A 24034-nucleotide genomic window follows, 5' to 3' on the forward strand; every position below is an offset into this window, starting at 1 on the left:
AGGAGATGCAATAGTTTGCAGTAGAGATTTGTGGAGGAAGGGGGTACCCGGATGGAGCCGAAGGTATCGATCGTGATTCCTTTTTATAATTGTCCGTATATCGAGCAGGCCGTTCACAGTGCCCTTCACCAGACGTATCCCCATATTGAGGTGATTGTGGTGGATGATGGTTCAACCCAACATGTGGAGCGACTGGAGCCGTTGATGGATCAGATTCAGTACGTTCGCAAAGAGAACGGTGGTACAGCGACCGCACTTAACGAGGGCATCAAACATGCGACAGGTGACTATTTTGTGTGGCTCAGCTCGGATGACGTGATGCTGCTGAATCGGGTCGAAAAGCAGTTAAAGTTCATGCTTGATGTCAGCGCTTCGTTCTGTCATGGAGCATATCATTACGTCAACGAACATGGAGAATGGCTGGATACGGTGCAGCCCGAGGTGGGAAGTCGTCTGGAGATGCTGCAGGTACTGATGGAAGGCTGCCCGATCAATGGCTGTACCGTGATGGTGGAGATGGAGGCGTTTGAGCGTTTTGGAGTGTTTGACACCGATTTTCGGTATACGCATGATTATGAGATGTGGCTGAGGCTGTTCCCGCTGTATGAGCTGTTTTATTTCAATGAGCCTCTCATGTGTTATCGGCTGCATGAGTCGATGGGAACGAAACGACACTTCAAGGAACTGGTCGCGGAGATGGAGCGTGTTCAGGAGAAACATCGTCCGATCTTGCTCAATTTGCTGCACGTTGGCGGGTATTGGAAATAGAGTCTTTGTTGGTAACTAAGGTAATGTTGAAACTTAACCTCAGTAGTGCAGTAATAGAAGAAAAATGATTTTTATTGACTGACACCAATCTTGTTCATGGTTAATCAGTACATCCATGATACTAACAAGGGAGGTGTTTTTATTTGTTGGATTTAACTTGCTTTTGATTGCTTTTTATATCATAAGGAGCTGAGAGTACATATTGTATACTAATTAGTTACAATATGTGACAAAGTAGTATGATATTTTTTGGGGTGAAAATAGTATTATTTTACATAATTGTATTGACTGAAGGGTTATCATATTCTAAAATTTTACTTATATAAGAATGACATCCATTTATGGGATGTTAGTTTTTTTGGGGCAAATTAAACATAGCTTAACTGCTTTTTTTGCGGTAGCATTCTTTGCTTTAACTTCTATAACGGTCTTTGCTGGTCCTGTGGCTGGAGGAGACTTGTGGTACGATGGGGGACAAACAGGCACTTATGTATATTCTAGTATATATGATAATAAGCCGGATGATGGTAGAAATTACGAAGTTAAAGCCAGCGTTAAAGTATGTTCAAGTGTAACGACTTCAGGCTGGCTCCCTGATAGTGCCTATATCAGTGCCGATCGTAGTTTCTGGTGCAATGAATCATCGTATTACGATTACAGATTACTCTCTAATGGTGGGAAATAAGGAAATTAATTTTCTGAATCATACTTAAAAATTAAGGATGTCATTCTTCTTACTTTCAGAATTGATTGCTTAAAGGTGGTAGAATATGGTTAGGGTGCTGTTTGTGTTTCTACTAGGACAAATATTTTTGTTATCCACGATATTTAATCAGACAATATATCCTATTTTGGAACTAAACCGTCTTGGTGATTCGTCTTTGCGTTCTTACAGTGTTGAGAATTACAGTGGCGATATTCTCAGAAAACTATATGTTTCGTTGGATAAATCATGCTTGGGTGATAAACAATGTAATGTACAAGTGATTAAAACACCAGTTTCCAAAGATAATAAAATGATATATGAGATTTATCACAGCGACGTTTCAAGTTTAAAAAAGGTAGAATCCACATCGGCTAATAACGTATTTAATTACTATGAATTAACCGAGGAAGAATTCATTGACCATGATGGGACATTTTTCACCAATTTAAATGAGGAATTATTACGCAAGATTGCAAAAGATATCGGTATCTCTTTAAAAACGAACGATGCTATGATTGATTACAAACAAATATTTCAAGTTAACTCTATAAATCTTGTTATTTTATTGATACTATCTCAACTTATTTTGTTCATTTACACCTTTACAAGAATAAAGATTAATGCAGTGAAAAAGGTTCTGGGTTTCTCTGCTTTTCGAATGATTATCTCTGCAATGAAGCAGCTTATGCTCATGCAGATCATTATAATTCCTATAATTCTGTTCATACATTCCATATTTTTCCTGAATTTTGGTAATATTATTTTTAGGTACTTTTATGTATTGTTGATTTTTCTAATTGGTGTTGGAATACTGAATTTGATTATGCTTCTAATTACTCAATTCAGTCTCAAGTACATTGATATCAATTTAATGATCAAAAATAAAATCTATTCGAATAGATTAAATATGAGTTTATATGCAGTTAAAATATTATTGATTTTATCAATAACTGTAGCAGCCTCTATTTTTTCTCAAAATTTAGTCAGATATAAAGAAGCTTTGAATACTTATGATCAATTCACTAAATTAGGGGATTATTATACGTCCATTGGATATAATTCAGACGAATATGAAAAAGCAATACATGATAAGGACTTGCTTATGGAATATGGTAATTCTGTGAAAGCAATTTATCAGCACTATACAAATTCGACGCAATTATATGTTCATGATGTGTCCAGCGTATTACCACGACTTTCTCCTAGTTTATTAGAGCGGCAAGGTATTACTATCAAGGATGTCCTTTCAGATTTTAAAAAGAATTATTTGATATTAAACAAACAATATTTGAAAGACTTTGCTGCAATTAAAGACTTAGATGGAAGAAACATAAATTTTGATCGTATTAATCAACCTACAATTTTGGTACCTGAAAAACAAAAAAAACACGAAAAACAAATGATTGATTTTTATATCCAAAGATATAATTCTTTATATAATTATGATGAAAACTATGGGATAGAAACCGACAAGGATGAATCCATAAAGTCAATAAATGTAATCTATATCAATGATGGATTCAAACCTGATCTGCTAGGCAAAAGTTATAAGGGGGAGCTTTCGGGAGAAGAAATCATGGATCCAATAATATTGTTGGATCAAGGAGAGTTTGATAATCTCTATTATTTTGATCAATTGAATCAAGGGAATATAATCATAAAAGCGGATAACCGAAAAGATTTTTCTGCTCAAATACACCGTAATGACTTATCTAAGTTGATTATCGAAGGTTCTCTTGTAACACCATTTCAAACCCAAATACGTTCAACTGAATTTCTGATGCAGCAATCTTTAATCTTTGTTGTTTTATTTATAATTACACTGGTCTTTGTAATATATATATCTAATTATATTGATATTATGTCCAATAGAAAAAATTTAGCTATCAAACATGTTCTGGGATTCAGTGATCTCCGAATTATGAGAACTCGTTTACTGATTACGTTTGTTTTGTTGTTGGCTGTACTGCTACATTGGTTCATTCCTTTTGACATTTTGATCTACATTATAATCCTATCCATTGATGCTGCTGTTTTATTTATCTTGTATAAATTTGTTATTGTAAGAAAGATTCAAGATGTAACACGAGGAGGTTCATAATGCAAGCAATTGAACTTGTTAATATAAGTAAGAGCTACGAAGGAATTTCCGTCCTTGAGAATATTAATTTATCAATAGACGCAGGTGAAATGGTTGCGATCACAGGAGAAAGTGGAAAAGGGAAAACAACGTTATTAAATTTAATTGGTCTAATTACCAGTAAAGACGAAGGAGATATTCAAATCTTAGGGCATAAAAATCCTAAGGGTCACTCAAAAGAGGCGATGCTCCTTAGAAGAAAGGCGATCGGATACCTGTTTCAAAATTATGGTTTAGTCGATGAAGAAACCGTGTATTGGAATCTCTCATTAGCTCTGGAATATAAAAAGATGAAAAAGAAAGAAAAAAATGAATTGATTGAGCAGTACTTGGATAAATTCTCTCTGTCTCCACTAAAAAATAAACGTGTTTATCAATTAAGCGGGGGTGAACAGCAAAGGGTTGCTATTATAAGGCTCATGTTACAGGACAGTGATTTAATTCTTGCTGATGAGCCGACTGCCAGCTTGGATGAAGAAAATGAAAAGTATATTTTAGAGGATCTTAGGGAGTTAAATAGAAGAGGAAAAACAATTATTGTTGTCACTCATAACAAAAGTATATTACCTTACTTTACAAGGGTAATTCGTTTCGAAGAATTGTGAGAAAAGACAAGCAGCAGGAGCGAGTACCAAGCAGCGTTGTTTAGATGCTGTAAGGCAAGCGCTCTTCTTTTTCAAGTATAATAGACGGTGACGTATACATAGAAGGGACTGAACGATGCGCAGATATCAATATTGGATAACCAGACTATTAAACTATGATTAATGGAGGTTAGCGTATTGATTACCGAATTACACACGACAAGACTACATTTGCGTCAAATGAAGGAATCTGACTCGGCTGAACTGTTTCAGGTATGGTCCGATCCAGAGGTAGCTCGATTTATGAATATATCTCCTTTCTCGGATGAACAACAAGCGTTAGAGATGATTCAGCTGCTGGCTAATCTTACGGAGGATAAGCAGGCAATCCGATTCTCAATCGTTGAGAAGCAATCTGGTGCAATCATGGGTTCCTGTGGTTACAATTCCCTTCATTTTGAACAGGCCAGAGCAGAGATCGGGTACGACCTTGCTAAAGCCTACTGGGGTAAAGGATATGCCGTGGAAGCCGTTACTGCTCTGTTAGATCATGGTTACACATCGCTGGGACTACACCGGGTTGAAGCGAAGGTTGATCCTCGCAACGTGAGTTCGATCAAACTGCTGGAGAAGCTAGGTTTTACGCGGGAAGGCACGATGAGAGGTGCAGAGAGAGCAGGAATTGGAGCAGGGTCAGTTTCAGGAGACACGTTCAATGATCTGTATATGTATTCGAAGCTGGCGTCGGATTGAGGGCGCCTGATGGTTAAATAAAGTTTAGGTATGAATCGAATTCAAGTATTGAATTGAATATGTAAAAAGAAGCTGCAGATTATAATCTGTGGCTTCTTTTTGTTCATGTCTGCACGATAGCCGTAAATGCTTTCCCATTCCTTAATCTCTTAGTCTTCCTCATTCAAAATAACCATCGATACCGGATCGGGAAACACATATCCTTTCGGAAGCTTTTGCATGAGTGCGTTCATCGTCTCATAGTCCACTTCAATGTGGGGCGTGGAGACGGGAACGGAAAACCAGCGATTATACAGATCACTTGGAACAAGCAAGGTCATGCCCGGAGTCCTCCTCTATAGATCGCTTCTTGATATACATCCAGTGTACGTAATCCCATTTCTTCCAGAGAACGATGCCGTTCAGCCCAGGATTTGGCGGCTGCTCCTACCTTTTTACGGGTTACATCGTCTTCAAGCAATGCATTCAGCAGCTCACTGAGAGAATCCACATCCTGTGTAGGAACAACCCAGCCGGTGATGCCAGGTTCAACCATTTCGGGCATACCTGCTGTGCCGCTGACGATGACGGGAACACCTGCAAGTTGTGCCTCGGTAACAGAAAATGGCTGTGTGTCCTGAAGGCTTGGCTGTACATAAATATCAGCATGTTTGAGGAAGGACGGAATGTTGCTCAGCTTCCCCCAGAATACGATATCTGCGGCAATGCCAGCGTTAGAAGCCTGACCACGCAACTCATCCAGCAGATTGCCTTCTCCAGCTATCCAGCACACCCAGTCTGAACGTTTGGTCTTCAGGCTGGTGAGCGCTTTGATCAGCACATGCACTCCCTTGATATATTCAAGTCTTCCGGTAAAAGCAATAACCTTCTTGCCCGCAGGTGCACGATGGGGGAACTTGGCAGCTGCAGCTTTGCGATAAGTCGGCAGATCGACGGCATACGGAATCTGTCTGAATTTGGACTCGGGCACCGAGAGCTCGGTCAGTGTGCTTTTAATCCAATGACTCGACACGAGAATCAATTCAGACTGCGCCGCGCTTCGCTGCTCCAGCGAGAGGAAATAACGTCCTCTTTTGGATTGAAGATAGTCTGGCAGTGTCAGTTGCGGGTTGGAGTTCTGTGCATCATAGAACGCTTCGCGGGCGAGTGCTCCATGGTAACTTGTGACGAGAGGAATGTTTCGCTTCAAGATGCGTTTGATCGCTACAGCTGCAACAGGATCTTGTGCATGGATAACATCATAATGCTCTACCCCCAGATGGGCAGCAGCCATCTCAAAGGCATATCTGTTCAGCTCGTAATAGGCCAGCAGGGAGTCAGCTGTGAATTGCGGCAGATCGGTGGGATTCAGCTTGGCTTGTAACATGGGCCACACCAGGCTTTTCGAGAAGGAACGGTTCAGATTACGGATATACACTTCATTATTTGCGCTGTTTGTGCCCATGATATCTACTTCGACACCAAGGGCAGCGAGTCGGTCGGCGAGCTGTTTGATATATGTCCAGATGCCCCCCATATGTGTAAGTTCCCAATACGTAACGAGCAGAACTCTCATAACGACCTCCTTGTCACGGCCTGCACCGGCCGAACTCCTATCCTGTTATTCTATGAAATAAGTGGGGAGTAAGGCCGGGCATTGGTCGCAAATCCGTAAAAATGGGTCATTGTAAAGGCCAATGGACGAGATGAAGCATATCCTGTCTACAGGGAGAATCGGAACAACTCAAGCTCCGCAGGAGGGATGCAAGATGGCAGCTTATATCATCCAGATGCATGAAAATTTGCTTCAGACCTATATTCCTGTGAAATCCATGGATGTGGAGGTTGCTTATGTCGGTGACGAGGAAGGAACAGATGTATACTTGGGTGTAGCGGGTACTCACGGGGAAGTGTACCGGTATCTTTTTTATGTGAGTTCAGGCTCGGAGGCAGCAGGAAATAGTCATGTCATTCGTAATCTGAATGTGTCGTGTGAAATTTGTGAGCTGAGAATCATTAGTAATTGTTCTGTTCCGAATCATCTGGTGATCCGAATCTATTGTCGCAGCGGGCAGGGACAGCTTATCGGCGTATTGTCAGAGCAACAAATGATGAAACTTGCAGATTAATGTGTGATGGGGAAGCAGTGTGTTGTGTAAGCCATGGTATGGAATAAGTTGAATATAGTACAGCATATCAACGTAAGGAGCAGGCGAGAGGCCTGTTCCTTTTTAGTATTTGCTTTCTTACAAAGATATCCTTTGAAAAATAGCTTGACAGCAAAGGTATTTTCATTAAAATTAAACCAGTATAAAACGAAAGTTTAAAACAATGATTTAAAACGATGGTTTGAAAAATCGTATTTATAGGCAGTCCACAGGTCGGTTAGTCCCGATGCCGTCGTGACGCCGGAAAAGAGAGTGAGTTCGTGAAACAACAAACATCAGTAGCGCAGGAGACCGAGGCATTTTCACTCAAGACGATCATCTTGCCCCTTCTATCCATTATCGTCGGAATGATCATGGTTATCCTGGACAGCACAGTAGTTAACGTAGCTATTCCTAATCTTGTCCAGTACTTCGAGACAGATCTGAAAACTATCCAATGGACAGTAACGGGATATACACTGGCCTTGTCCGCTGTAATTCCACTAGCAGGTTGGCTGACCGACCGTTTCGGGGCCAAAAGAGTATTTCTATTCACGATTGCCATGTTTACACTTGGCTCTGTATTGTGCTCCATTGCCCAATCACCTGAGCAATTAATTCTATTTCGTGTCATTCAAGGACTTGGAGGCGGCATGGTTGCTCCAATCGGGATGGCGATGGTGTTTCGTCTGGCTCCGCCGGAACGCAGAGGTTCTATCATGGGAATGCTCGGTATTCCGATGCTTCTTGCTCCAGCGCTGGGGCCGGTATTGTCTGGCTGGTTTATCGAATCTGTCAGCTGGCATTGGATTTTCCTGATTAATCTGCCGATCGGTATCGCAGCTTTCATTCTGTGTGTTCGTTTCTTGCCAGATACCGACCGTGGACGTACACCGGCTCTGGATCTGCTAGGCATGATTCTTGCACCTATTGCATTTTCCATGTTGGCCTACGGTGTAAGTGAAGGCGGAACAAGCTGGACGTCTGCGACAACACTTACGGGTGTCATTGTCGGCGGAGTGGCACTCATCCTGTTTATTATCGTAGAGCTTCGGCAGAAAAATCCGTTGCTCGAACTTCGGGTGTTTACCTCATCTGATTTCTCAAGAGGTATTGTACTCGCCTGGGTGGCCCAAGTGGCTTTGTTCGGCTCCATGATTCTGATTCCGCTCTACTTGCAACAGATCAAAGGATACACGCCATTGGAGACAGGACTTATCCTGTTACCTCAAGCTCTTGCTTCCGGGATTTCGATGCCACTGGGTGGTCGATTGTTTGACAAAATTGGAGCAAGACCGCTGGCCTTTGTAGGTCTGGGTATCATTTCAGGCGCTTTGTTTATTCTGTCTTCGATTACGGCAACGACGGGACTTGGCCTTATTATTACTGCCTTGCTTATGATGGGATTTGGTATGGGTTTGTCCATGATGCCACTGAACACACATGTACTGAATGCCGCACCGCGTAAACTGGTTGCACGTGTGACACCACTGACTGCTGCAGCACAGCAGGTTGTCGTTTCTTTTGCGGTAGCTGGTCTTACCGGTTTCCTGACCTCTCGTGTGACAAGTAACACAACAGGTACGGAAAAAGCGGATATTGTGCACGGACTGGTGAGTGGTTTCAATGATACGTTTTTCCTTGCGGCATGTATTGCCCTGTTCGGCTGTCTGCTCAGTCTAATTCTGCGTAAACCGAAGCGTGTAGTTGAACCGGAATTTCCGACGGGAGATAGTCCCGACCCGGCGATGATGATGGGACATTAATAGCTCGCCAATATGCAACAAATTGAAGGCAGTTCAGAAGCGTTTGCTCTCTGGACTGCCTTTTTGACTAATGAAAAACCCTCAAAGCTGTCATCATCTCGCGGAAAGAGGCTGCATATCGATCGGGTGAAAAGGATAAACTCAGATGCTGTCTTCCTTGAATACGAATATATTTTCGTAGCTTCTCGTTGTTCATTAGATCCATTGCTTCGTTCACTGCAGTTCGCACATTGCCAATCGGATAGAATTTTCCGGTTTTGTTGTGGGTAATGAATGAACGAACGCCATCTGAATCTGTACTTAGTACGGGGCAACCGCAGCTTATGGCCTCGGCTACGGCATAACCGAAGCCTTCCAGTAATGAAGTGGACAGCATAATGCCCCCTGAAGCTGCGACCATGGAGTAGAAGGCAGGCATTTGTGAGTGGGGAACATTCACAAAGATGCCGATGCGGTCTTGTAATCCAGACTCGGCGAGCATATGCCGGAACATGACCTCATCTTCCGGATTAGCCAAGGTGGGATCGTGGAAGAGCCACAATCTGGCTTTTGGTTTCTTTTTGATAATCGCATGGGAAATCTCAAGGTATTCACGCCAGTTTTTGTTATGCTCCAGGCGTCCGACCCACGCAAGAACGGGGTAAGGTGGGGTATCTACGGAAAGTGGGGCAAAGGTATCCGTATCCAGCATGTTGGGAATGACAAAGCGATGAAGCCATGGACAAATATGAATGAACATATCCAGCAAATGGTCCGTTGGCGGCAGTACGGCTGCGTCACAGTGAGCTTGAAGGTAGGGGACAGCCATTTCAATCGTTTCCAGTGCTTGTTCCCGTGTGCCGAGACCTTGGGCTTCAAAAATAATTCGGCCTTTATAACCGAGACCTCTCAAACGGCCAGGCATGGCAATATCGGAAGTGGTAATAATGGCATCATAGTGCTGACTGTGGATCAGATGATGAATATCCTGGTCGCTGGAGGCAGTGAAAATGCGTGTGTCGCTGTTGTTCTGCAAACCTGAGCCTGTATTTAAATACAATAAATGTGCCTCTATGCCATGGCGTTTCAATACAGCGGTCCGCAGTCGGTTAAGCGTATCCACGCCGCCGCTGGGAACATAAAACGTAAACAATACTCTCACGTGATTCACCCTCTGACTTATGGTCAGGAGCTCATTCTCCTGTACTGTATGTTACGTATGACCCAAGGGCGTGGTGTGGGTAGGATATTAAAAGTTCACAATTTAGACAAAAAAAATTAAGCTTTATTTTAAGTGATCTTAAGCTGAGGTTAGCGTACATCCCATATCATACAAGGAACTTCCCGTGTTGTGCTTCCATAATGCTGCACGGGTATTTTTAATGCGAGAGGATGAAGGACGTGCTCGAAGTGAGACAGGTGAGCAAAGTGTATGAAGGTCAGCGCGGTGTGCACCAATTGGACTTCACCATGGAGCGAGGCGAGATTGTTGGTTTTTTGGGTCCTAACGGTGCTGGCAAAACAACAACGATGCGTATGATTACAGGGTATCTTCATCCAACGGAAGGTTCAGTCCTGGTCGATGGCTTATCGGTTCATGATCAGGGACGGAGTGTCCGATCCAAAATAGGATATCTGCCCGAGACGCCGCCGCTTTACCCGGACATGACGGTGCAGTCATATCTTAAATTTGTCGCTAATCTACGGGATGTTCCTGCGCGTGAGGTGAAACTTCGGATTAGTGAGATGGTCAGCAGGCTGGGGTTGCAAGGCAGGGAAAAACAATTGGTGCGTGGATTGTCCAAAGGATACAAGCAGCGGTTGGGACTAGCTGGAGCGATTATACATAAGCCCGATCTGCTGGTGCTGGATGAACCGACCTCTGGACTTGATCCGAACCAGATTATCGAAATCCGGGATCTGATCCGGGAGCTGGGTGAAAATCATACGGTGCTGTTAAGTACGCATATTTTGCCTGAGGTAAGTACGCTTTGTAATCGCATGCTGATTATTAATCAGGGAAGATTGGTATTAGATGGTTCCCCGCAGGATCTTGGCTCTGCGATGGGAGATCGTTTCAAAGTGTCGCTTGAAGTCAAAGCTACGGAGCAACAGTTGCTTCATGTGTTAGCTCCGTGGGAGAAGGCACAAAGTGAAGTTATTGCTAATGCATCTTCATCGTCCAATGGAACTTCGACTGTTCGAGTAAGACTTACCGGGGAAACATCGGAGGATTTCCGGGAGGAACTATTCTATTTGTTGTCCGGTGCAGGCTTGCCTATTCTGGAGATGAAACAAGAGAATCTCAGTCTGGAGCAAATCTTCCTGAAGTTAACGACATCGGAATTGACTGAAACGGAGGAAACTTCTATCCCTGCGGAGCAGATTCAAGATACAAATGATATGGAGTCGAAAGCTTCTGTGGATTCGGTTTCCGATTCAGGGGAGGCAAGCAAATGAGACGAATGATGGCGATCTGTAACAAGGAGCTGCAGGCGTATTTCCTGTCACCCACCTCTTATTTTGCTTTTGCTATATATGTGCTGATGACCAGTTTGCTATTCTATTCAAGCTTTGTATACTACCAACCGAGCATTGTGGATTACCGCCTTGTACTAGGTAATACGCTGTCCATGCTGCTTTTTGTGGTGCCGTTATTAACGATGCGTCTCGTCGCAGAGGAGTTCAGGCAGGGAACGGACGAACTGTTGCTGACTTCGCCGACACGAGTGGCCGAAATTATTTTCGGGAAATATTTGGCTTCACTCGCGATACTGATTGTGCTAATTTTATGCAGCCTGGTGTATCCATTCATTATGTCGTTCTATGGAAAGCTGGATCTGACATCCGTCTGGTTGTCTGCACTCGGTTTATTCTTCCTGGGCGCTAGCATGATGGCAATGGGTCTGTTTGCATCCACGTTGTCCCAGCATCAGATGGTGTCTGCGGTGGTGGGTTTTATTATATTGCTCGTTTTGTGGATGCTTGATTCATTTGCAGGCAACACAGGGTCTGCATTGCAGAAGTGGCTCGATCCGTTTGCGCTGACAAAGCACTTCGACAGCTTTACCAAGGGTGTGCTCAGCGGACCGGATGTTCTGTACTATGTCACACTTACAGGTATGTTTTTACTGTTAAGCATTCAAATTGTGGAACGGAAGCGGTGGAGGTGAGAACATGAAAAAATGGTTAAGTCATACCAACAGTACCGTCTTATCTGTCGCGGTGATTGGCATCTTTATTTTGCTAACCCTGTTCCTGAATTCGCTTGGCGGTTTCCAGCTCGACCTGACTTCAAATAAACAGTATACGTTATCCGACCAGTCACTTACGGCGATCAAAAATGTGAAAGATGACGTCAATATTCTCGTGTTAACAGTTGAAAATGCAAACAATACTGTTTTTAACCGCGAAGTGGCGGATATGGTAGAGGAGTACATGAAACGCAGCAGCAAGCTGAAAATGAAACAGTATAACTTGACGCAGGAACCAGCGCTTGCCTCCAAGTACGGGATTACAGGCAGCTCGATTGTGCTGGAGCAGGGAGACCGGCATAAGGTCATCGATATTGCCAGCTTGTTCACCGCAAACGGGGATGGAAGTGATGGGTCTTATCAGTTCACAGGTGAAGAGAAATTGACACAGGCACTGATGAACCTATCCTCTACGGAAACGAAAAAAGTGGTGTTCCTGACCGGACATGAAGAACTAAGTCTGGATCAGATGGGAACTCTGCGATCTTCACTGGAACAGAATAATGTCACAACAGAGGAGTTACAGCTTAACCAGGCTGGTAAAGTACCTGATGATGCCAATGTACTCGCTATAATCGGGCCACAGCGAGATCTCAGTGACGCAGAGCTGAAAGCTATTCGTACTTATATGAGCAATGGGGGTAAGCTGTTATTATCCCTCGGTTTTGCAGAGGATATGAAAACCAGCTGGAAAAATATCGATGCGCTGATCGCAGATTATGGCGTGGTTGATGAGCATGCGGTTATGGTGAATAACAATCAGGCCAGTACGATGGGGCCACTGTGGGTTGCTCCGGAGTACGGAAGTCATGCCATCACAGACAAGCTTGCTCAGAATAAATTGTATCCTATGTTGTCCCTGTCGATTGCTTTAACAAGCAAGGAGCAGGACAAATACAAGTTATCTCCGCTGATGCATTCCTCGAATGACAGTTACGGGGAAACAAATCTAAGCGGTTTACTGAAAAGTGAAACGAACAATGACAAAGACGTGGACATTCAAGGACCTGTTGATCTCGGCTATGCCGCAGATACGAAGGATGGCAAGCCCAAAGCGGTCATTTTGGGATCGTCTATTTTCATGCAGGATTCGGAAATTGCGAGTGGCGGCAATCGGGATTTTATTTTGAATACCGTGAATTATTTGAGTGAAAAGCAAGACGGGCTAACGATACGTCCACGCGTACAGGCTGGTTATGAGATTGCGTATCTGAATGGTCAGCAGGCCAGAACGATATTTTTTGCAGCTATTGTGGCATTCCCACTTGTATTTGTGATCATCGGTGTACTCTTATGGTGGAGGCGCAGACGGGTATGAAAAAGTTAATACCAACGATAGTGGTCGTTGTTATATTGATTGCAGGCTGGCTGTATGCAGCGAACCAGAATTATTTTCGAGAAGAAGAGACAATGCCAACCAAGCTTCTTGGGATATCATCATCAGATATTCAGGCCATTACGCTGCATGAGGGGACTGGAGAACAATCAGGTACAGATAAAACGGCAAGTACAGGTGCAAATGCTGTGTCGACTTTAGAACTACAAGATGGTGTCTGGCGTATGGCTGAGCCGAAAGGCTACCCGCTGAATGAATACAGTGTTGGAAGCTGGCTTGATGCACTGAGTAGCGCTGACCAGGAGATGGTTGTCGAAGAGTCGCCAAAGGATGTGGAGAAGTACGGCTTGGGTAACAAGGCTATACGTCTGGATATCAAAACAAAGGATGGGCGAGAATTCAAGCTTGCAATTGGTAGCCAGTTGCCTGCGGGCGATGCGCATTATGTACGATTGAACTCAGGAGCGGTGGTAGCTGTGAAAAATGAAGCGGTGACCAATATCGCTCTCACAAGACGCAGTTTGCTGGATACGACCCCGTTTACTATGGATGAATCCAATGTAGGCGCCCTGGAATGGGAAGGCGAAGCAGCGAGCTGGATGCTAAAGACATCGGCCGAAGGAAATACGGCATCTGAGCACACCTGGACGTTAAATGGGAAATCCATTAAGGCAGAAGATGCGATATCTCTGATCAGCCAAATCAAAAATCTCACCACAGCCGAAGACGTTCGTAAAGCGTCCGATTTAAAAGAAACCCTTCCCCGATCCACCCTGTCTGCCCAGCAGAAGGTGAACGGGCAGGAGGTTACTACGGTGTATCGGTTACTGACCAGCTCTTCCGAGCCGAATACAATCTGGGTAATCACCCCGGACGGTCAGTGGGCTTATGCGATGGATGCAGCCGGTCTGAAAGAAACGGAGAAGTTTGCGGAAAAGCTCAAAACATCCGGTGCCACTTCGAAGACTGGGGAGATATCTACAGAATCCGGGAAATCTGCAGCTCCTGAAAATTCAGCTGCATCAGAAAAAACTTCAACCTCATCCACGGCTTCTTCCAGGAAGTAAGTCGGGGAAAAGAACAGTACTGTTGTAATGCAGTACTGTTTTTTGTTTGTTTATTTAAATTAGTATAACTTTTCCAAGGTGAACTTCCATAAACCATACAAAATGAGCCAGCTTGGTCAGTCAAAGTGCCATAACCTTTCAGCATATCGATCACAGCAGACGTGCATCCTAACTATGTGAACCAAACCAACCACATTGGAGGATGAACATTACATGCCAACAGTCAAAAAGGCAACAGCGATTACGTTATCATTGTCTACTGCAATTTTTGTAATGGCCGGCTTGACGGGTTGTGGGAATCGCGATAATAACATGCATACACAAAGTGTGCGTGAGCAAGCACATGGCATCAACCGTTATGGCGTCGAAACCAACGGGATGGATGGGATTCGTGCGAAAAGTTACCGAATGCACAATGTCACGGACCTGAGATCCAGTGACGAACTGGCCAAGCGTATTACCGAGATGAAGGAGGTCGAGTCCGCTCACGTCATGTTGACGGATCGTAATGCTTATGTTGCTGTTCGTTTGGCGAATGGGCATGCGGGTAAGCTTGGTAGCAAATCAACAGGTCAACCAAACAGCCGTCTGAATGGCACTATGCGTAATCATGCCAGCGATACGATGCGTGGTGGCGTGATGAATGAGGATATGGGTGGTATGCGTGTTCATGGCGGATCAGGCACGATGTCTCCGTACAGCACAAGCGGAATTGCCCCAGGATTGAACACAGGTACGGCAACAGACCGTAGTCATATGGGTAATGATCGTGGCATCTATGGCACGATGGGTACAGGTACAATCGGGATGATGCGTGGCCTGACGGATCGTGGCAAGGCGCGTCCAATGAACGAAAGCCAGTATGGCACAAGAAGTGAGCGTCCAGGTATGATGGACAGTTCGGATGACAACACGCCCGAAGAGATTAAAGGCAAAATTTCAGCGAAAATCAAGCAGTTTGCGCCAAACGTGGAGAACGTATATGTGTCAGCTAACCCAGATTTCGTAGGTCAAGTTGAGAACTATGCAGCCGATCTGCGTAACGGTAAACCGGTGAGCGGTATGATTGACACGTTCCAGTCGATGGTGGAGCGCATTTTCCCAACGAACGCGAGCGATACCCATCACCGGGACGGTATCTTGGGTGATGGCGTGATGAATCGTAATCATGATGGTTTAATGAATCGTAACCACAATGATGGCGGCATGATGAACCGAATGAATCGGTAGGACGGTGAAATGAACAATTGTGCCTTTGCAGGTGGGTGTCTATCCATTGCAAGGGCATTTTTGTTATAGGCAGATGAATGCAGACCAATATAGACAAACCATCATCGAAATGCAGCCCATTTTTCTTCTAAAACTGAACCAACGCCCTTGACCTTACATAAGATGAGTTGACTGTATCCCCTTAACCTTGTTACACCAACACAACCCGAGCAAGGAGGGGTGAACATTGAAGGGTATCGATCATCATAAAAGCAAATTTTTGTTAACCCACCGTGAACGCGAAGTATTCGAATTATTGGTTCAGGACAAAACAACGCGTGACATCGCAGGGCAGTTATTCATCAGCGAGAAAACGGTGCGTAACCATATCTCCAAGGAGATGTGGTTTGAAACACACCCATTCTCAAAGGACTAAAACCCTTGATTTCATTCGGTTTTTCGGTAAATTCAATTGATTGAAGAAAGAGTTAGGCACTTAGTAAGGAGGAGAATCAGACCTTGCGAGGTGCTTTTTCACCGTGTACTATACAAATGTGATAAGATGGGAACATATGATTGTATAATAGGTACAAGCATTAGAGAGGTGAATGCATAATGGATAACGCTACAGATATTTTAATTTATCAGACTGAGGACGGGAATACCAAGATTGACGTAAAGCTGGAGAATGGAACAGTCTGGATGACTCAGAAGGCAATTGCTGAGTTGTACCAGACAAGCTCGCAAAACATCACTCTTCATATCAAGAATATATATGAAGAAGAAGAATTGTATTTTGAGTCAACTTGTAAGGAATACTTACAAGTTCAAATTGAAGGATCAAGAAAAGTTGAACGCCGTGCAAAACATTATAATCTTGAAATGATAATCGCCATTGGCTATCGTGTTCGATCTCATAGGGGTACGCAGTTTAGACGTTGGGCAACGGAGCGGCTAAACGAATACCTTGTCAAAGGATTTACAATGGACGATGAGCGTTTGAAGGATATGCGTAATTTCGGACAAGATTATTTTGATGAATTACTTGGTCGCATTCGTGACATTCGTGCATCGGAGAAAAGATTTTATCGCAAAATAACGGATATATATGCTACCTCTGTTGACTATGATCCTAACGCAGGAATGTCCAAGGAGTTCTTTGCCACGGTGCAGAATAAGCTGCACTTTGCTATTCATGGTCACACCGCTGCTGAATTGATTGCCGAGCGTGTAAACGCAGAAAAGGACAATATGGGTTTAACAAGTTGGAAAGGCAATAAGGTAAGGAAAGCTGATGTTACAGTCGCAAAAAATTATTTAACCGATAAAGAGATACAGTCGTTAAACCGTATTGTAACCATGTACTTGGACTATGCGGAAGACCAAGCGGAGCGTCAATCTCCAATGTTCATGAAGGATTGGAGAGAAAAGCTGAATTCATTCTTAAAGTTTAATGAGCGTGAGATTTTGACTAATGCAGGAAAAATTTCGCAAGAGGTTGCAGAGAAACTGGCTGCGGCTGAGTATGAAAAGTTCAATCAGCAGAGACGGAGTATTGAAGTGAACGATGATTTTGATGACTTTGTGAAACAGAATCGATTGCATAAAAAATAGTCATTTGGGAGGATTTAAAACAAGGAAAGGACATCAAAAATCCCTTTCCTCCAGCCTTTTTAGTGCCTTTTTATAAGCTAACTCTCTTTCTGTTTCTTCCCAGTCCAGTCTTTGTAAAATTTGTGTCCAATAAATATTTCCACTATCTGCATAGGATTTTGCTGTTTCTCTCCATAAATAAGCTTCTGCTTCTTCGAGTACAATGTAGAATCTACTTTGTATTTTCAAGTGCGGCATACCGTCTTCCTTTATTAGACCATAAATTGTTGCAGGACTGGTTCTAAAGTGTTCAGCTGCTTCTTTTATGGTTAAAACAGTTCTGCCATAGTAGCTTTGTTTTTCTTTTTTTGTAATACTCAAAATTTCTTTCGAAAAACTTTCAAGCTCTTCTTTGATCAATTGTCGAAATATATCCTCAATCATAGGTGATTTCTCCTTATCTTGATAAAAATTTGTAATTTGAGATTGGACTGCGTTTACATTCCACTTATTTTCAGGATCATCCCATCCTATTTTTTTGTAATTAGTTATCGAGTCAGTTATTTCGGACTGTTCAAAAATGATTCGTGACCTTACTTTTCGATGCGGCATTGCTCTGGAAAAAGTAAGTTGTCTTAAAGTATATGTTCCAATTCCAGATAGTTTAGAAACTTCATCCATAGTCAGATATTTCTTATTTACTGCAGTTTGAGAAACAGACACTGATCCAATCATTTCAGCAATTTCAGATTGTAATACCGTTTTCAACAGATCTTCAAAAACTTTTTTGGTGTTACTCATAAAGTGGATGCGCTCCTTTTCAATCCAGTATTCCTTTTCTGTAAAAATCATTTTTGTAAAGTATCAAATTGATACAGAGCAACCTCCGAAGTGTGTGATATTCGGAGGTTGTTTGCCGTAGATTGGTTAGAAGTTATACTTCTCTTGTCTTCGCCTAAAAGCTTCCCTGGAGCCTTCCATTATGTTCAATACTGCTTCTTTGACGTTCGGTTTTTCTAGTCCACCTTCAGCCTTTAAAATACCTTTGCCCATTTCGGTATTTAATGCATAAAGCAATTCGCAATCACCGTTGACTGGAATATTAGCATTGTGTGTAGCAAGGATAATTTGTCGCTTATATTTGACTCTCCTCAGTAGTGGAACCAGTTGATTGTATATGAAATCTGAGTCCAGCTCATCCTCTGGCTGGTCAATGAGGATAGGATTTGTGCCATGAGCAAACAGCAAGGCTAAAATCGCAGTGTTCTTTTGTCCATCAGACAGCCCACCATCATCTAGAGATCCAGCGCGAGTTCCGTCATCCCGATATAATGTGATATTTATTCTGTCATTAATACGGGTAATTTGCATTGTCTCCCAAAATCCAATACCATCCCCCGTGAGATATGCATTAAAGTCTTCATGATGTCCTCTTAACTCAGTGGGCATTAGCTCTTCATTCTCAAGCCACTGTGCAAGTATAGCCCACGGCGTCAATTCCTCGCTTGCTTCAAATGTTTGGAACAGCCGTTCACCGATTGCTTCCCAATTTCTTCCCAAACGAGTATTTCCGCGAATATTATGATTTGCACTCCAAATCTGCTTAAAATGTTCCTGGTCTCTACATTTATAAATTTCGACAGATATGAACGGAGAACCTTGCCTTGTGTAAGGAATAGACCCCGAAGCCAAAATTGAATTAATTTTCTCAATCTTTAAATTTGTTTGAGCGAGCCAAGTGTCATAAAGAGTTCCAATGCTTGCAAATAATTTTTCGATTTCCTGCGAAGAATTAGTTAATTTCTTTTCTCTGTCATCTAAATCTTGCTCTTTTAATCGAATGCTTTGCTCTAGACCTTTCAAAACTTCAAGTTGATCGGGTTGAACACCTTTTTCATGGCAGGCTGAAATAAAATCTGTTTTTGTTTGCTGGATAGCGGTTGCTATTGTCCCCCATTTTTCGTTTTTATCCGTGAGGCTACCAATCTCTTCTGAGAATTTTATTAAAGCCGCTTCAATGTTCTTTTCTAATTCTTGTTTTGCGGCTCTTAAACCTACATTTAAATCATCAAAATAAGAATCCTCTAACCAGTCTTGTTTAACAAGATCAGCGTGTTCTCTTGTTGATGATTTAATCAGTTCCTTCCATGATGTAACAAGTGTATTAGTTTCATCTACGACTTCAAGGATGTAGTTTTCTGCCACGATTGCCTTATTCCTACGTTCATTTTCTGCTTGTACAGATACGAATGCATCCCACTGCCTTTTAATCTCCTTAATTTCTTGAAGAAGAGTGTTTCGCTCATTCTTGAGACGCTCAATTGTCTTTCTTGTTTGGAATAAACTTTGAATAGTTGATTTCAACTCAATTTCTGATGCTTTCAACCTATCAAGCTCAGCACCAGAAATAGTATCAATCAGTGACGATAAACTTTCCTGTTTTTGGGCAATTTCAGATATTTCCCGCTGACTAAATACTTGAACTTTCAAATTTCTCAAGATAGTAGCAGGGTCTTGCACTTCTCTGCTAGTTACTCTTGTAGTTTGAGAGGCAGTATCATATTCAAAGGTGTCCATCAGTCCATTTGAGCCTTCCCAAGTGAGCCTCACTAAAGAGGATGGAGGTAATGTTCTCCGTACTCTTTGAATTTGTTCTGTTTCTTTTAAATCTTGCTTATGAGATGCTGCGAGCCTGATGTATTCAAGAATTGATGATTTTCCTGAACCTCTACCTCCAATAATACAATTTAAATTAGGAGATAAATGAATTGTTTGATTATCAAGAAAGGCAACATTTTCAATGGAAAGAGAAACAATTTTATCGTGTCTGACATCTTCGTCAGGACTATTAAGACTCAATTCAATTCGTTCACAATCTAAAAAAGCTTGAATGACAGATTCTAAAGATGGGTTAGACATCTTAACCCAAGTATGTCTTTTTCCTATGTAGCCTTTAGAACCTTCATGCAAGCTGTACGCATCAGAGGACATGACTGCAGCTACTCTACGTTCTCTTCTCCACTCGGCGTGACAAGCCACATCTGCTGTAATCAGCATTTGCATATTGGCAGAAAACTCAGCAAGTGGCTTTGGGACTTCAATAGCTAACAGTTTCGGGTTTAGGAACATATCCCTTTGAAAATAATCAGTAAGGAATTTATCATTTAAGAGTCCGCTTTCTGATAGAGGATGTGCAGCAATGATAACACCGTTATGGTCCTCCTGAACGATTTTCTGAATACTGTCAAAAGTAGCCTGTGGTAATGGAGTAATATTCCCATTTATTACGCGTTCAGAGCGTGGAAGACCTAATTGTGTAACAATATCATCTATATCATTAAGTGACTTGTTTTCTTCAAAAACACAAAGTAAATGAATACCTAACCCTTGAGAAATCTCCACTTCAAATCCGGGGAATATAATTAAAGGCTCCTTATGCAATTGATTTGCTATGTATTCGTTTCGACCCTTCAATACACGAAGATACTCTAGTCCAATAAAATTGTGATCCGTAATACATACCAATTCCAATCCAACTTCGTGGCATTTAGTTAGATATAAATCGACTGATGTAATTAGTTCTTCTTGCGTATACTCCTTTCTTAAATAGGCAGGATCATTTTGCAGCCAATTATTAGGGTCACCAGGTGTTTGCATTTGAAAATCACACTTATACCATCGCATTCCTTTGTAAGACATGACAAACTCCCCCCTCCATGCACTTTTTGATGATGTTAGATTCGACACTAGACATGGAAAAACCTTCAACTTCACCAATTGTTTCGGTTGGAAACAAGAAATTAAGACCAACTCTGTCGAAACCATTACTGTTCTTGTATAATTACAGAATAGTAACTTACGGGGTGGCGTTTTAATGAGTACAGCGTATCATAGTCAATATTTCGCATATGAACTGACTAAGCAGAATGCCTCCAATACGGTCGGTCGGTTGAGTCAGTCTTTAATAAATGCGACAGTGGATCTTAACCCTCATCAGGTAGAAGCGGCGTTATTTGCTTTTCGCGCTCCGCTTGAACGTGGGGCAATTCTTGCGGATGAGGTTGGACTAGGTAAAACAATCGAAGCGGGATTGATAATTAGCCAGTTATGGGCAGAACGTAAGCGCAAGATTCTGATCATAGTTCCTCCTCCACTACGAAAACAGTGGAACCGTGAACTCATCGAGAAGTTCTACATTCCTTCTGAAATTATGGAAAGTAAAAACTACAATGATTATGTTCGTAAGGGAATTGCCTTTCCGTTCGAGCAAAAAGATAACATTGTCATTACTTCCTATCAGTTTGCTCGCAATAAGGCGGCAGACCTTAAACGAACACAGTGGGATTTGATCATCTTAGATGAGGCTCATCGTCTTCGTAATGTCTATAAAAAGTCAAACAAGATTTCAAGGATATTAAGGGAGGCAACGGATGGTTCTCCGAAAGTGCTTTTGACGGCTACGCCGTTGCAAAACTCGCTTATGGAGCTTTACGGATTGGTGAGTTTCATTGATCCTCGCCTCTTTGGTGATGAATCAACTTTTCGTAAACAATTCGGGCATGGCACCAAAGAAATGACAAAACTTGATTTTCTCGACTTAAAGGATAGGTTAAAACCCGTCTGTCATAGAACCTTACGGAGACAAGTGACGGAATATGTGCCTTATACGAAGAGAATTCCTCTTGTTCAGGAGTTCACTTCTAGTACATTGGAGTGGGAATTGTATGAAAAGGTATCTGCTTATCTTCAACGTGAGGATATACTTGCTTTGCCTAGAAGCCAACGTAATCTAATGACATTGGTGGTTCGCAAAATTCTTGCATCCTCATCGTTTGCGATTTCAGATACGTTGCTTTCGTTGATTAGAAGGCTTGAAACCTCATTAGAGGAGAATAGCAGCGAACAAGAGCTAGAATGTATTTATAATGATATTGATGAAATGGATTCAACCTTGGAAGAATGGACTGAAGAAGATGAGCAGTCTGATGCTATCGAGAATCATAAAATGGAAAGAGCTTTACTATTACGTGAGCGTGAAGAACTGCTTTCCTATTATGAGTTAGCGAACTCCATCACAGAAAATGAGAAAGGTAAAGCTTTGCTTGTCGCTCTATCAAATGGATTTGAGAAACTTCGTGAACTTGGTGCCAATGATAAAGCGGTTATATTCACTGAATCCAGAAGAACCCAAGCCTTTTTGAAAGAAATGCTAGAAGAGAACGGTTATGATGGTAAGATAGTGATGTTCAATGGTACAAATAATTCTCCTGAGATTAAAGAGATATATAATGACTGGCTTATTCGACATCAAGATGATGACCAGATTACTGGCTCCAAAACATCGGACACAAGAGCTGCATTAGTTGAATACTTTCGAAACGAAGCGTCCATCATGATTGCTACAGAATCAGCTGCCGAAGGCATCAATCTTCAATTTTGTAGTCTAGTGGTCAATTATGATTTGCCGTGGAATCCACAGCGAATTGAGCAGCGAATAGGTAGATGCCATCGCTATGGTCAAAAGTATGATGTAGTGGTAATCAACTTTTTAAACCGTAAAAATGCGGCTGATAAAAGAGTATTTGAACTGCTATCACAAAAATTTAGCTTGTTTGACGGTGTATTTGGATCCTCTGATGAAGTCTTGGGGTCCTTGGAGTCAGGTGTTGATTTCGAAAAAAGAATTCAGCAGATATACCAAACTTGTCGTTCTTCCGAAGAAATTCAAGAAGCGTTTAATCTACTACAACTCGAACTTGACGAAGAGATTCAGTGCAAAATGAAAGAAACAAGAAAGAGTCTGCTCGAAAATTTCGATGATGAAGTCCGTGAGAAGCTCAGGAATCACTATGAGCAGACAACTCTTCAACTTAACAAGATGGAACGCTATTTATGGGAGTTATCGGTATTTGAAGGAAGTTCGCAAGCACATTTTAATGAGGATCATTTAAGCTTCCAACTCATCAACAACAAGGACAAATATCAGCTGATATCACAAGTGAAGAAAAATGCATCAAGTGAACATGTGCATCATTATCGATTAGGTCATCCGTTGGCTGAAACCTGGATTGAACAAGCCAAGAGCCGCCAGTTGCCAATGAAGAAGCTTGTTTTTCGATACTCTGATTATGCGGGGAAAGTGAGTTTACTTCAAACCAGAATTGGAAGCAGCGGATACTTATCCCTTAGTTTTCTACATGTAAGTACCGCTGAGGATGAAGAACATATTATTTTCTCAGCAATAGATTCTAATGGGATTCAGCTCGACCAAGAGCTATGCGAAAAGTTATTTGATCTTCCAGCAGATGAGGTTAATCTGAATGAGCAAGAGCAAAATGTGAACACACATGTCGCAGAGCAACTCAGCATCATTAATAATCAACAGCAATCAGCAGTTCTTTGGGGTATACAAGAAAGAACAAATGAATTTCTTGATCGTGAACTGGAAAGATTAGATAAATGGTCACAAGATTTAAAGAACAAGCTTGAATTTGAATTAAAAGAGCTTGATGCAGAAATTGCACAGCTTCAAAAAGAGGCAAGGTTGGTACGACAAATTACTGTGAAGCTTGAGATTAACAAAACTATTCGAGAACGTGAAAAACATCGAAGTGAGTTACGCCGCAATTTATTTGATACACAGGACGAGATTGACCGTCAAAAGGAACTACTGTTTCAAGATGTTGAGAAGAAGCTTGAGCAAAAGATTAGTAAGAAGCAAATATTCATGATTAAATGGCAGTTAGTTTAACA

General features: G+C 42.2%; 20 protein-coding genes. 15 read left to right on the forward strand and 5 right to left on the reverse strand.

Translation table 11 applies throughout. The features are described from left to right. Window positions 1-51 precede the first annotated feature (51 nt). The 5 genes from ACR8BL_RS22615 (at window position 52) to ACR8BL_RS22635 (ending at window position 4951) form a co-directional block, all read left to right on the forward strand. Entirely contained in the window at window positions 52-768 is a 717-nt protein-coding gene (locus ACR8BL_RS22615) for a glycosyltransferase (protein WP_434749629.1), read from the forward strand. Window positions 769-1096: 328 nt separating this feature from the next. Further along, on the forward strand, window positions 1097-1453 hold the full coding sequence (locus ACR8BL_RS22620; protein ID WP_434749630.1) for a hypothetical protein: 357 nt from the start codon (window positions 1097-1099) through the stop codon (window positions 1451-1453). Between the two features lie 85 nt (window positions 1454-1538). Then, window positions 1539-3575 carry a hypothetical protein gene (locus ACR8BL_RS22625; protein WP_434749631.1) on the forward strand — a complete coding sequence of 679 codons (2037 nt, stop codon included), beginning with the start codon at window positions 1539-1541 and terminating at the stop codon, window positions 3573-3575. Beyond that, the gene (locus ACR8BL_RS22630) at window positions 3575-4219 is read left to right on the forward strand and encodes a putative bacteriocin export ABC transporter (RefSeq protein WP_434749632.1); all 645 of its coding nucleotides are present in this window, start codon (window positions 3575-3577) and stop codon (window positions 4217-4219) included. Before ACR8BL_RS22625 ends, ACR8BL_RS22630 begins: the two co-directional genes overlap by 1 nt. Before the next feature lie 177 nt (window positions 4220-4396). After that, window positions 4397-4951, forward strand: coding sequence for a GNAT family N-acetyltransferase (locus tag ACR8BL_RS22635; protein ID WP_434749633.1), 555 nt, complete (start codon window positions 4397-4399; stop codon window positions 4949-4951). 149 nt (window positions 4952-5100) lie between these two features. Here ACR8BL_RS22635 and ACR8BL_RS22640 read toward each other — a convergent pair whose 3' ends face one another. Together ACR8BL_RS22640 and ACR8BL_RS22645 are read right to left on the reverse strand one after the other, a co-directional pair. Further along, window positions 5101-5271, reverse strand: coding sequence for a hypothetical protein (locus tag ACR8BL_RS22640; RefSeq protein ID WP_434749634.1), 171 nt, complete (start codon window positions 5269-5271; stop codon window positions 5101-5103). Continuing rightward, complete coding sequence (locus ACR8BL_RS22645) at window positions 5268-6506, reverse strand: glycosyltransferase family 4 protein (RefSeq protein WP_434749635.1); 1239 nt, start codon at window positions 6504-6506, stop codon at window positions 5268-5270. Before ACR8BL_RS22645 ends, ACR8BL_RS22640 begins: the two co-directional genes overlap by 4 nt. A 193-nt stretch (window positions 6507-6699) precedes the next feature. Between ACR8BL_RS22645 and ACR8BL_RS22650 the strand changes: the two genes are divergently transcribed. Then, on the forward strand, window positions 6700-7059 hold the full coding sequence (locus ACR8BL_RS22650; protein ID WP_434749636.1) for a hypothetical protein: 360 nt from the start codon (window positions 6700-6702) through the stop codon (window positions 7057-7059). A 299-nt stretch (window positions 7060-7358) separates the two neighbouring features. Next, window positions 7359-8843, forward strand: coding sequence for a DHA2 family efflux MFS transporter permease subunit (locus ACR8BL_RS22655; RefSeq protein WP_434749637.1), 1485 nt, complete (start codon window positions 7359-7361; stop codon window positions 8841-8843). 67 nt (window positions 8844-8910) lie between these two features. Here ACR8BL_RS22655 and ACR8BL_RS22660 read toward each other — a convergent pair whose 3' ends face one another. Continuing rightward, a complete protein-coding gene (locus tag ACR8BL_RS22660; RefSeq protein ID WP_434749638.1) occupies window positions 8911-9984 on the reverse strand; it encodes a glycosyltransferase family 4 protein in 1074 nt (357 codons plus the stop codon). Between the two features lie 230 nt (window positions 9985-10214). Between ACR8BL_RS22660 and ACR8BL_RS22665 the strand changes: the two genes are divergently transcribed. The 7 genes from ACR8BL_RS22665 to ACR8BL_RS22695 all read left to right on the forward strand — a co-directional run bounded on the left by ACR8BL_RS22665 (window position 10215) and on the right by ACR8BL_RS22695 (window position 17302). Further along, a complete protein-coding gene (locus ACR8BL_RS22665; RefSeq protein ID WP_434749639.1) occupies window positions 10215-11282 on the forward strand; it encodes an ABC transporter ATP-binding protein in 1068 nt (355 codons plus the stop codon). Continuing rightward, entirely contained in the window at window positions 11279-11995 is a 717-nt protein-coding gene (locus tag ACR8BL_RS22670) for an ABC transporter permease subunit (RefSeq protein WP_434749640.1), read from the forward strand. The genes ACR8BL_RS22665 and ACR8BL_RS22670 overlap by 4 nt, the downstream gene beginning before the upstream one ends. Window positions 11996-11999: 4 nt before the next feature. Further along, entirely contained in the window at window positions 12000-13394 is a 1395-nt protein-coding gene (locus tag ACR8BL_RS22675; RefSeq protein WP_434749641.1) for a GldG family protein, read from the forward strand. Further along, the gene (locus tag ACR8BL_RS22680; protein WP_434749642.1) at window positions 13391-14479 is read left to right on the forward strand and encodes a DUF4340 domain-containing protein; all 1089 of its coding nucleotides are present in this window, start codon (window positions 13391-13393) and stop codon (window positions 14477-14479) included. The genes ACR8BL_RS22675 and ACR8BL_RS22680 overlap by 4 nt, the downstream gene beginning before the upstream one ends. Before the next feature lie 213 nt (window positions 14480-14692). After that, on the forward strand, window positions 14693-15709 hold the full coding sequence (locus ACR8BL_RS22685; protein ID WP_434749643.1) for a YhcN/YlaJ family sporulation lipoprotein: 1017 nt from the start codon (window positions 14693-14695) through the stop codon (window positions 15707-15709). Between the two features lie 226 nt (window positions 15710-15935). Then, on the forward strand, window positions 15936-16124 hold the full coding sequence (locus ACR8BL_RS22690; RefSeq protein ID WP_434749644.1) for a LuxR C-terminal-related transcriptional regulator: 189 nt from the start codon (window positions 15936-15938) through the stop codon (window positions 16122-16124). A 179-nt stretch (window positions 16125-16303) separates the two neighbouring features. After that, entirely contained in the window at window positions 16304-17302 is a 999-nt protein-coding gene (locus ACR8BL_RS22695; RefSeq protein ID WP_434758272.1) for a virulence RhuM family protein, read from the forward strand. A gap of 33 nt (window positions 17303-17335) precedes the next feature. Here the strand turns inward: ACR8BL_RS22695 and ACR8BL_RS22700 are convergent, their stop codons facing one another. Then, window positions 17336-18082: a helix-turn-helix domain-containing protein gene (locus ACR8BL_RS22700; protein ID WP_434749646.1), complete on the reverse strand. Its 747-nt coding sequence runs from the start codon at window positions 18080-18082 to the stop codon at window positions 17336-17338. Window positions 18083-18208: 126 nt separating this feature from the next. Beyond that, window positions 18209-20980 (reverse strand): TrlF family AAA-like ATPase, encoded by a 2772-nt coding sequence (locus ACR8BL_RS22705; RefSeq protein ID WP_434749647.1) that lies wholly within the window; start codon window positions 20978-20980, stop codon window positions 18209-18211. A gap of 175 nt (window positions 20981-21155) precedes the next feature. Here ACR8BL_RS22705 and ACR8BL_RS22710 point away from each other — a divergent pair, with 175 nt between their 5' ends. Continuing rightward, window positions 21156-24032, forward strand: a complete 2877-nt coding sequence (locus ACR8BL_RS22710; RefSeq protein WP_434756444.1) for an SNF2-related protein — start codon at window positions 21156-21158, stop codon at window positions 24030-24032. The last annotated feature ends 2 nt before the right edge of the window (window positions 24033-24034 follow it).

Source organism: Paenibacillus amylolyticus, from assembly GCF_051136285.1.
Lineage (GTDB): Bacteria > Bacillota > Bacilli > Paenibacillales > Paenibacillaceae > Paenibacillus > Paenibacillus amylolyticus_F.

What these genes read in the sequence shown, in the direction of transcription:
- ACR8BL_RS22615 (WP_434749629.1), top strand. Translation starts at nt 52, where the DNA reads ATGGAGCCGAAGGTATCGATCGTGATTCCTTTTTATAATTGTCCGTAT.
- ACR8BL_RS22620 (WP_434749630.1), top strand. Translation starts at nt 1,097, where the DNA reads ATGACATCCATTTATGGGATGTTAGTTTTTTTGGGGCAAATTAAACAT.
- ACR8BL_RS22625 (WP_434749631.1), top strand. Translation starts at nt 1,539, where the DNA reads ATGGTTAGGGTGCTGTTTGTGTTTCTACTAGGACAAATATTTTTGTTA.
- ACR8BL_RS22630 (WP_434749632.1), top strand. Translation starts at nt 3,575, where the DNA reads ATGCAAGCAATTGAACTTGTTAATATAAGTAAGAGCTACGAAGGAATT.
- ACR8BL_RS22640 (WP_434749634.1), bottom strand. Translation starts at nt 5,271, where the DNA reads ATGACCTTGCTTGTTCCAAGTGATCTGTATAATCGCTGGTTTTCCGTT.
- ACR8BL_RS22645 (WP_434749635.1), bottom strand. Translation starts at nt 6,506, where the DNA reads ATGAGAGTTCTGCTCGTTACGTATTGGGAACTTACACATATGGGGGGC.
- ACR8BL_RS22650 (WP_434749636.1), top strand. Translation starts at nt 6,700, where the DNA reads ATGGCAGCTTATATCATCCAGATGCATGAAAATTTGCTTCAGACCTAT.
- ACR8BL_RS22665 (WP_434749639.1), top strand. Translation starts at nt 10,215, where the DNA reads ATGAAGGACGTGCTCGAAGTGAGACAGGTGAGCAAAGTGTATGAAGGT.
- ACR8BL_RS22670 (WP_434749640.1), top strand. Translation starts at nt 11,279, where the DNA reads ATGAGACGAATGATGGCGATCTGTAACAAGGAGCTGCAGGCGTATTTC.
- ACR8BL_RS22675 (WP_434749641.1), top strand. Translation starts at nt 12,000, where the DNA reads ATGAAAAAATGGTTAAGTCATACCAACAGTACCGTCTTATCTGTCGCG.
- ACR8BL_RS22680 (WP_434749642.1), top strand. Translation starts at nt 13,391, where the DNA reads ATGAAAAAGTTAATACCAACGATAGTGGTCGTTGTTATATTGATTGCA.
- ACR8BL_RS22685 (WP_434749643.1), top strand. Translation starts at nt 14,693, where the DNA reads ATGCCAACAGTCAAAAAGGCAACAGCGATTACGTTATCATTGTCTACT.
- ACR8BL_RS22695 (WP_434758272.1), top strand. Translation starts at nt 16,304, where the DNA reads ATGGATAACGCTACAGATATTTTAATTTATCAGACTGAGGACGGGAAT.
- ACR8BL_RS22700 (WP_434749646.1), bottom strand. Translation starts at nt 18,082, where the DNA reads ATGAGTAACACCAAAAAAGTTTTTGAAGATCTGTTGAAAACGGTATTA.
- ACR8BL_RS22705 (WP_434749647.1), bottom strand. Translation starts at nt 20,980, where the DNA reads ATGTCTTACAAAGGAATGCGATGGTATAAGTGTGATTTTCAAATGCAA.
- ACR8BL_RS22710 (WP_434756444.1), top strand. Translation starts at nt 21,156, where the DNA reads ATGAGTACAGCGTATCATAGTCAATATTTCGCATATGAACTGACTAAG.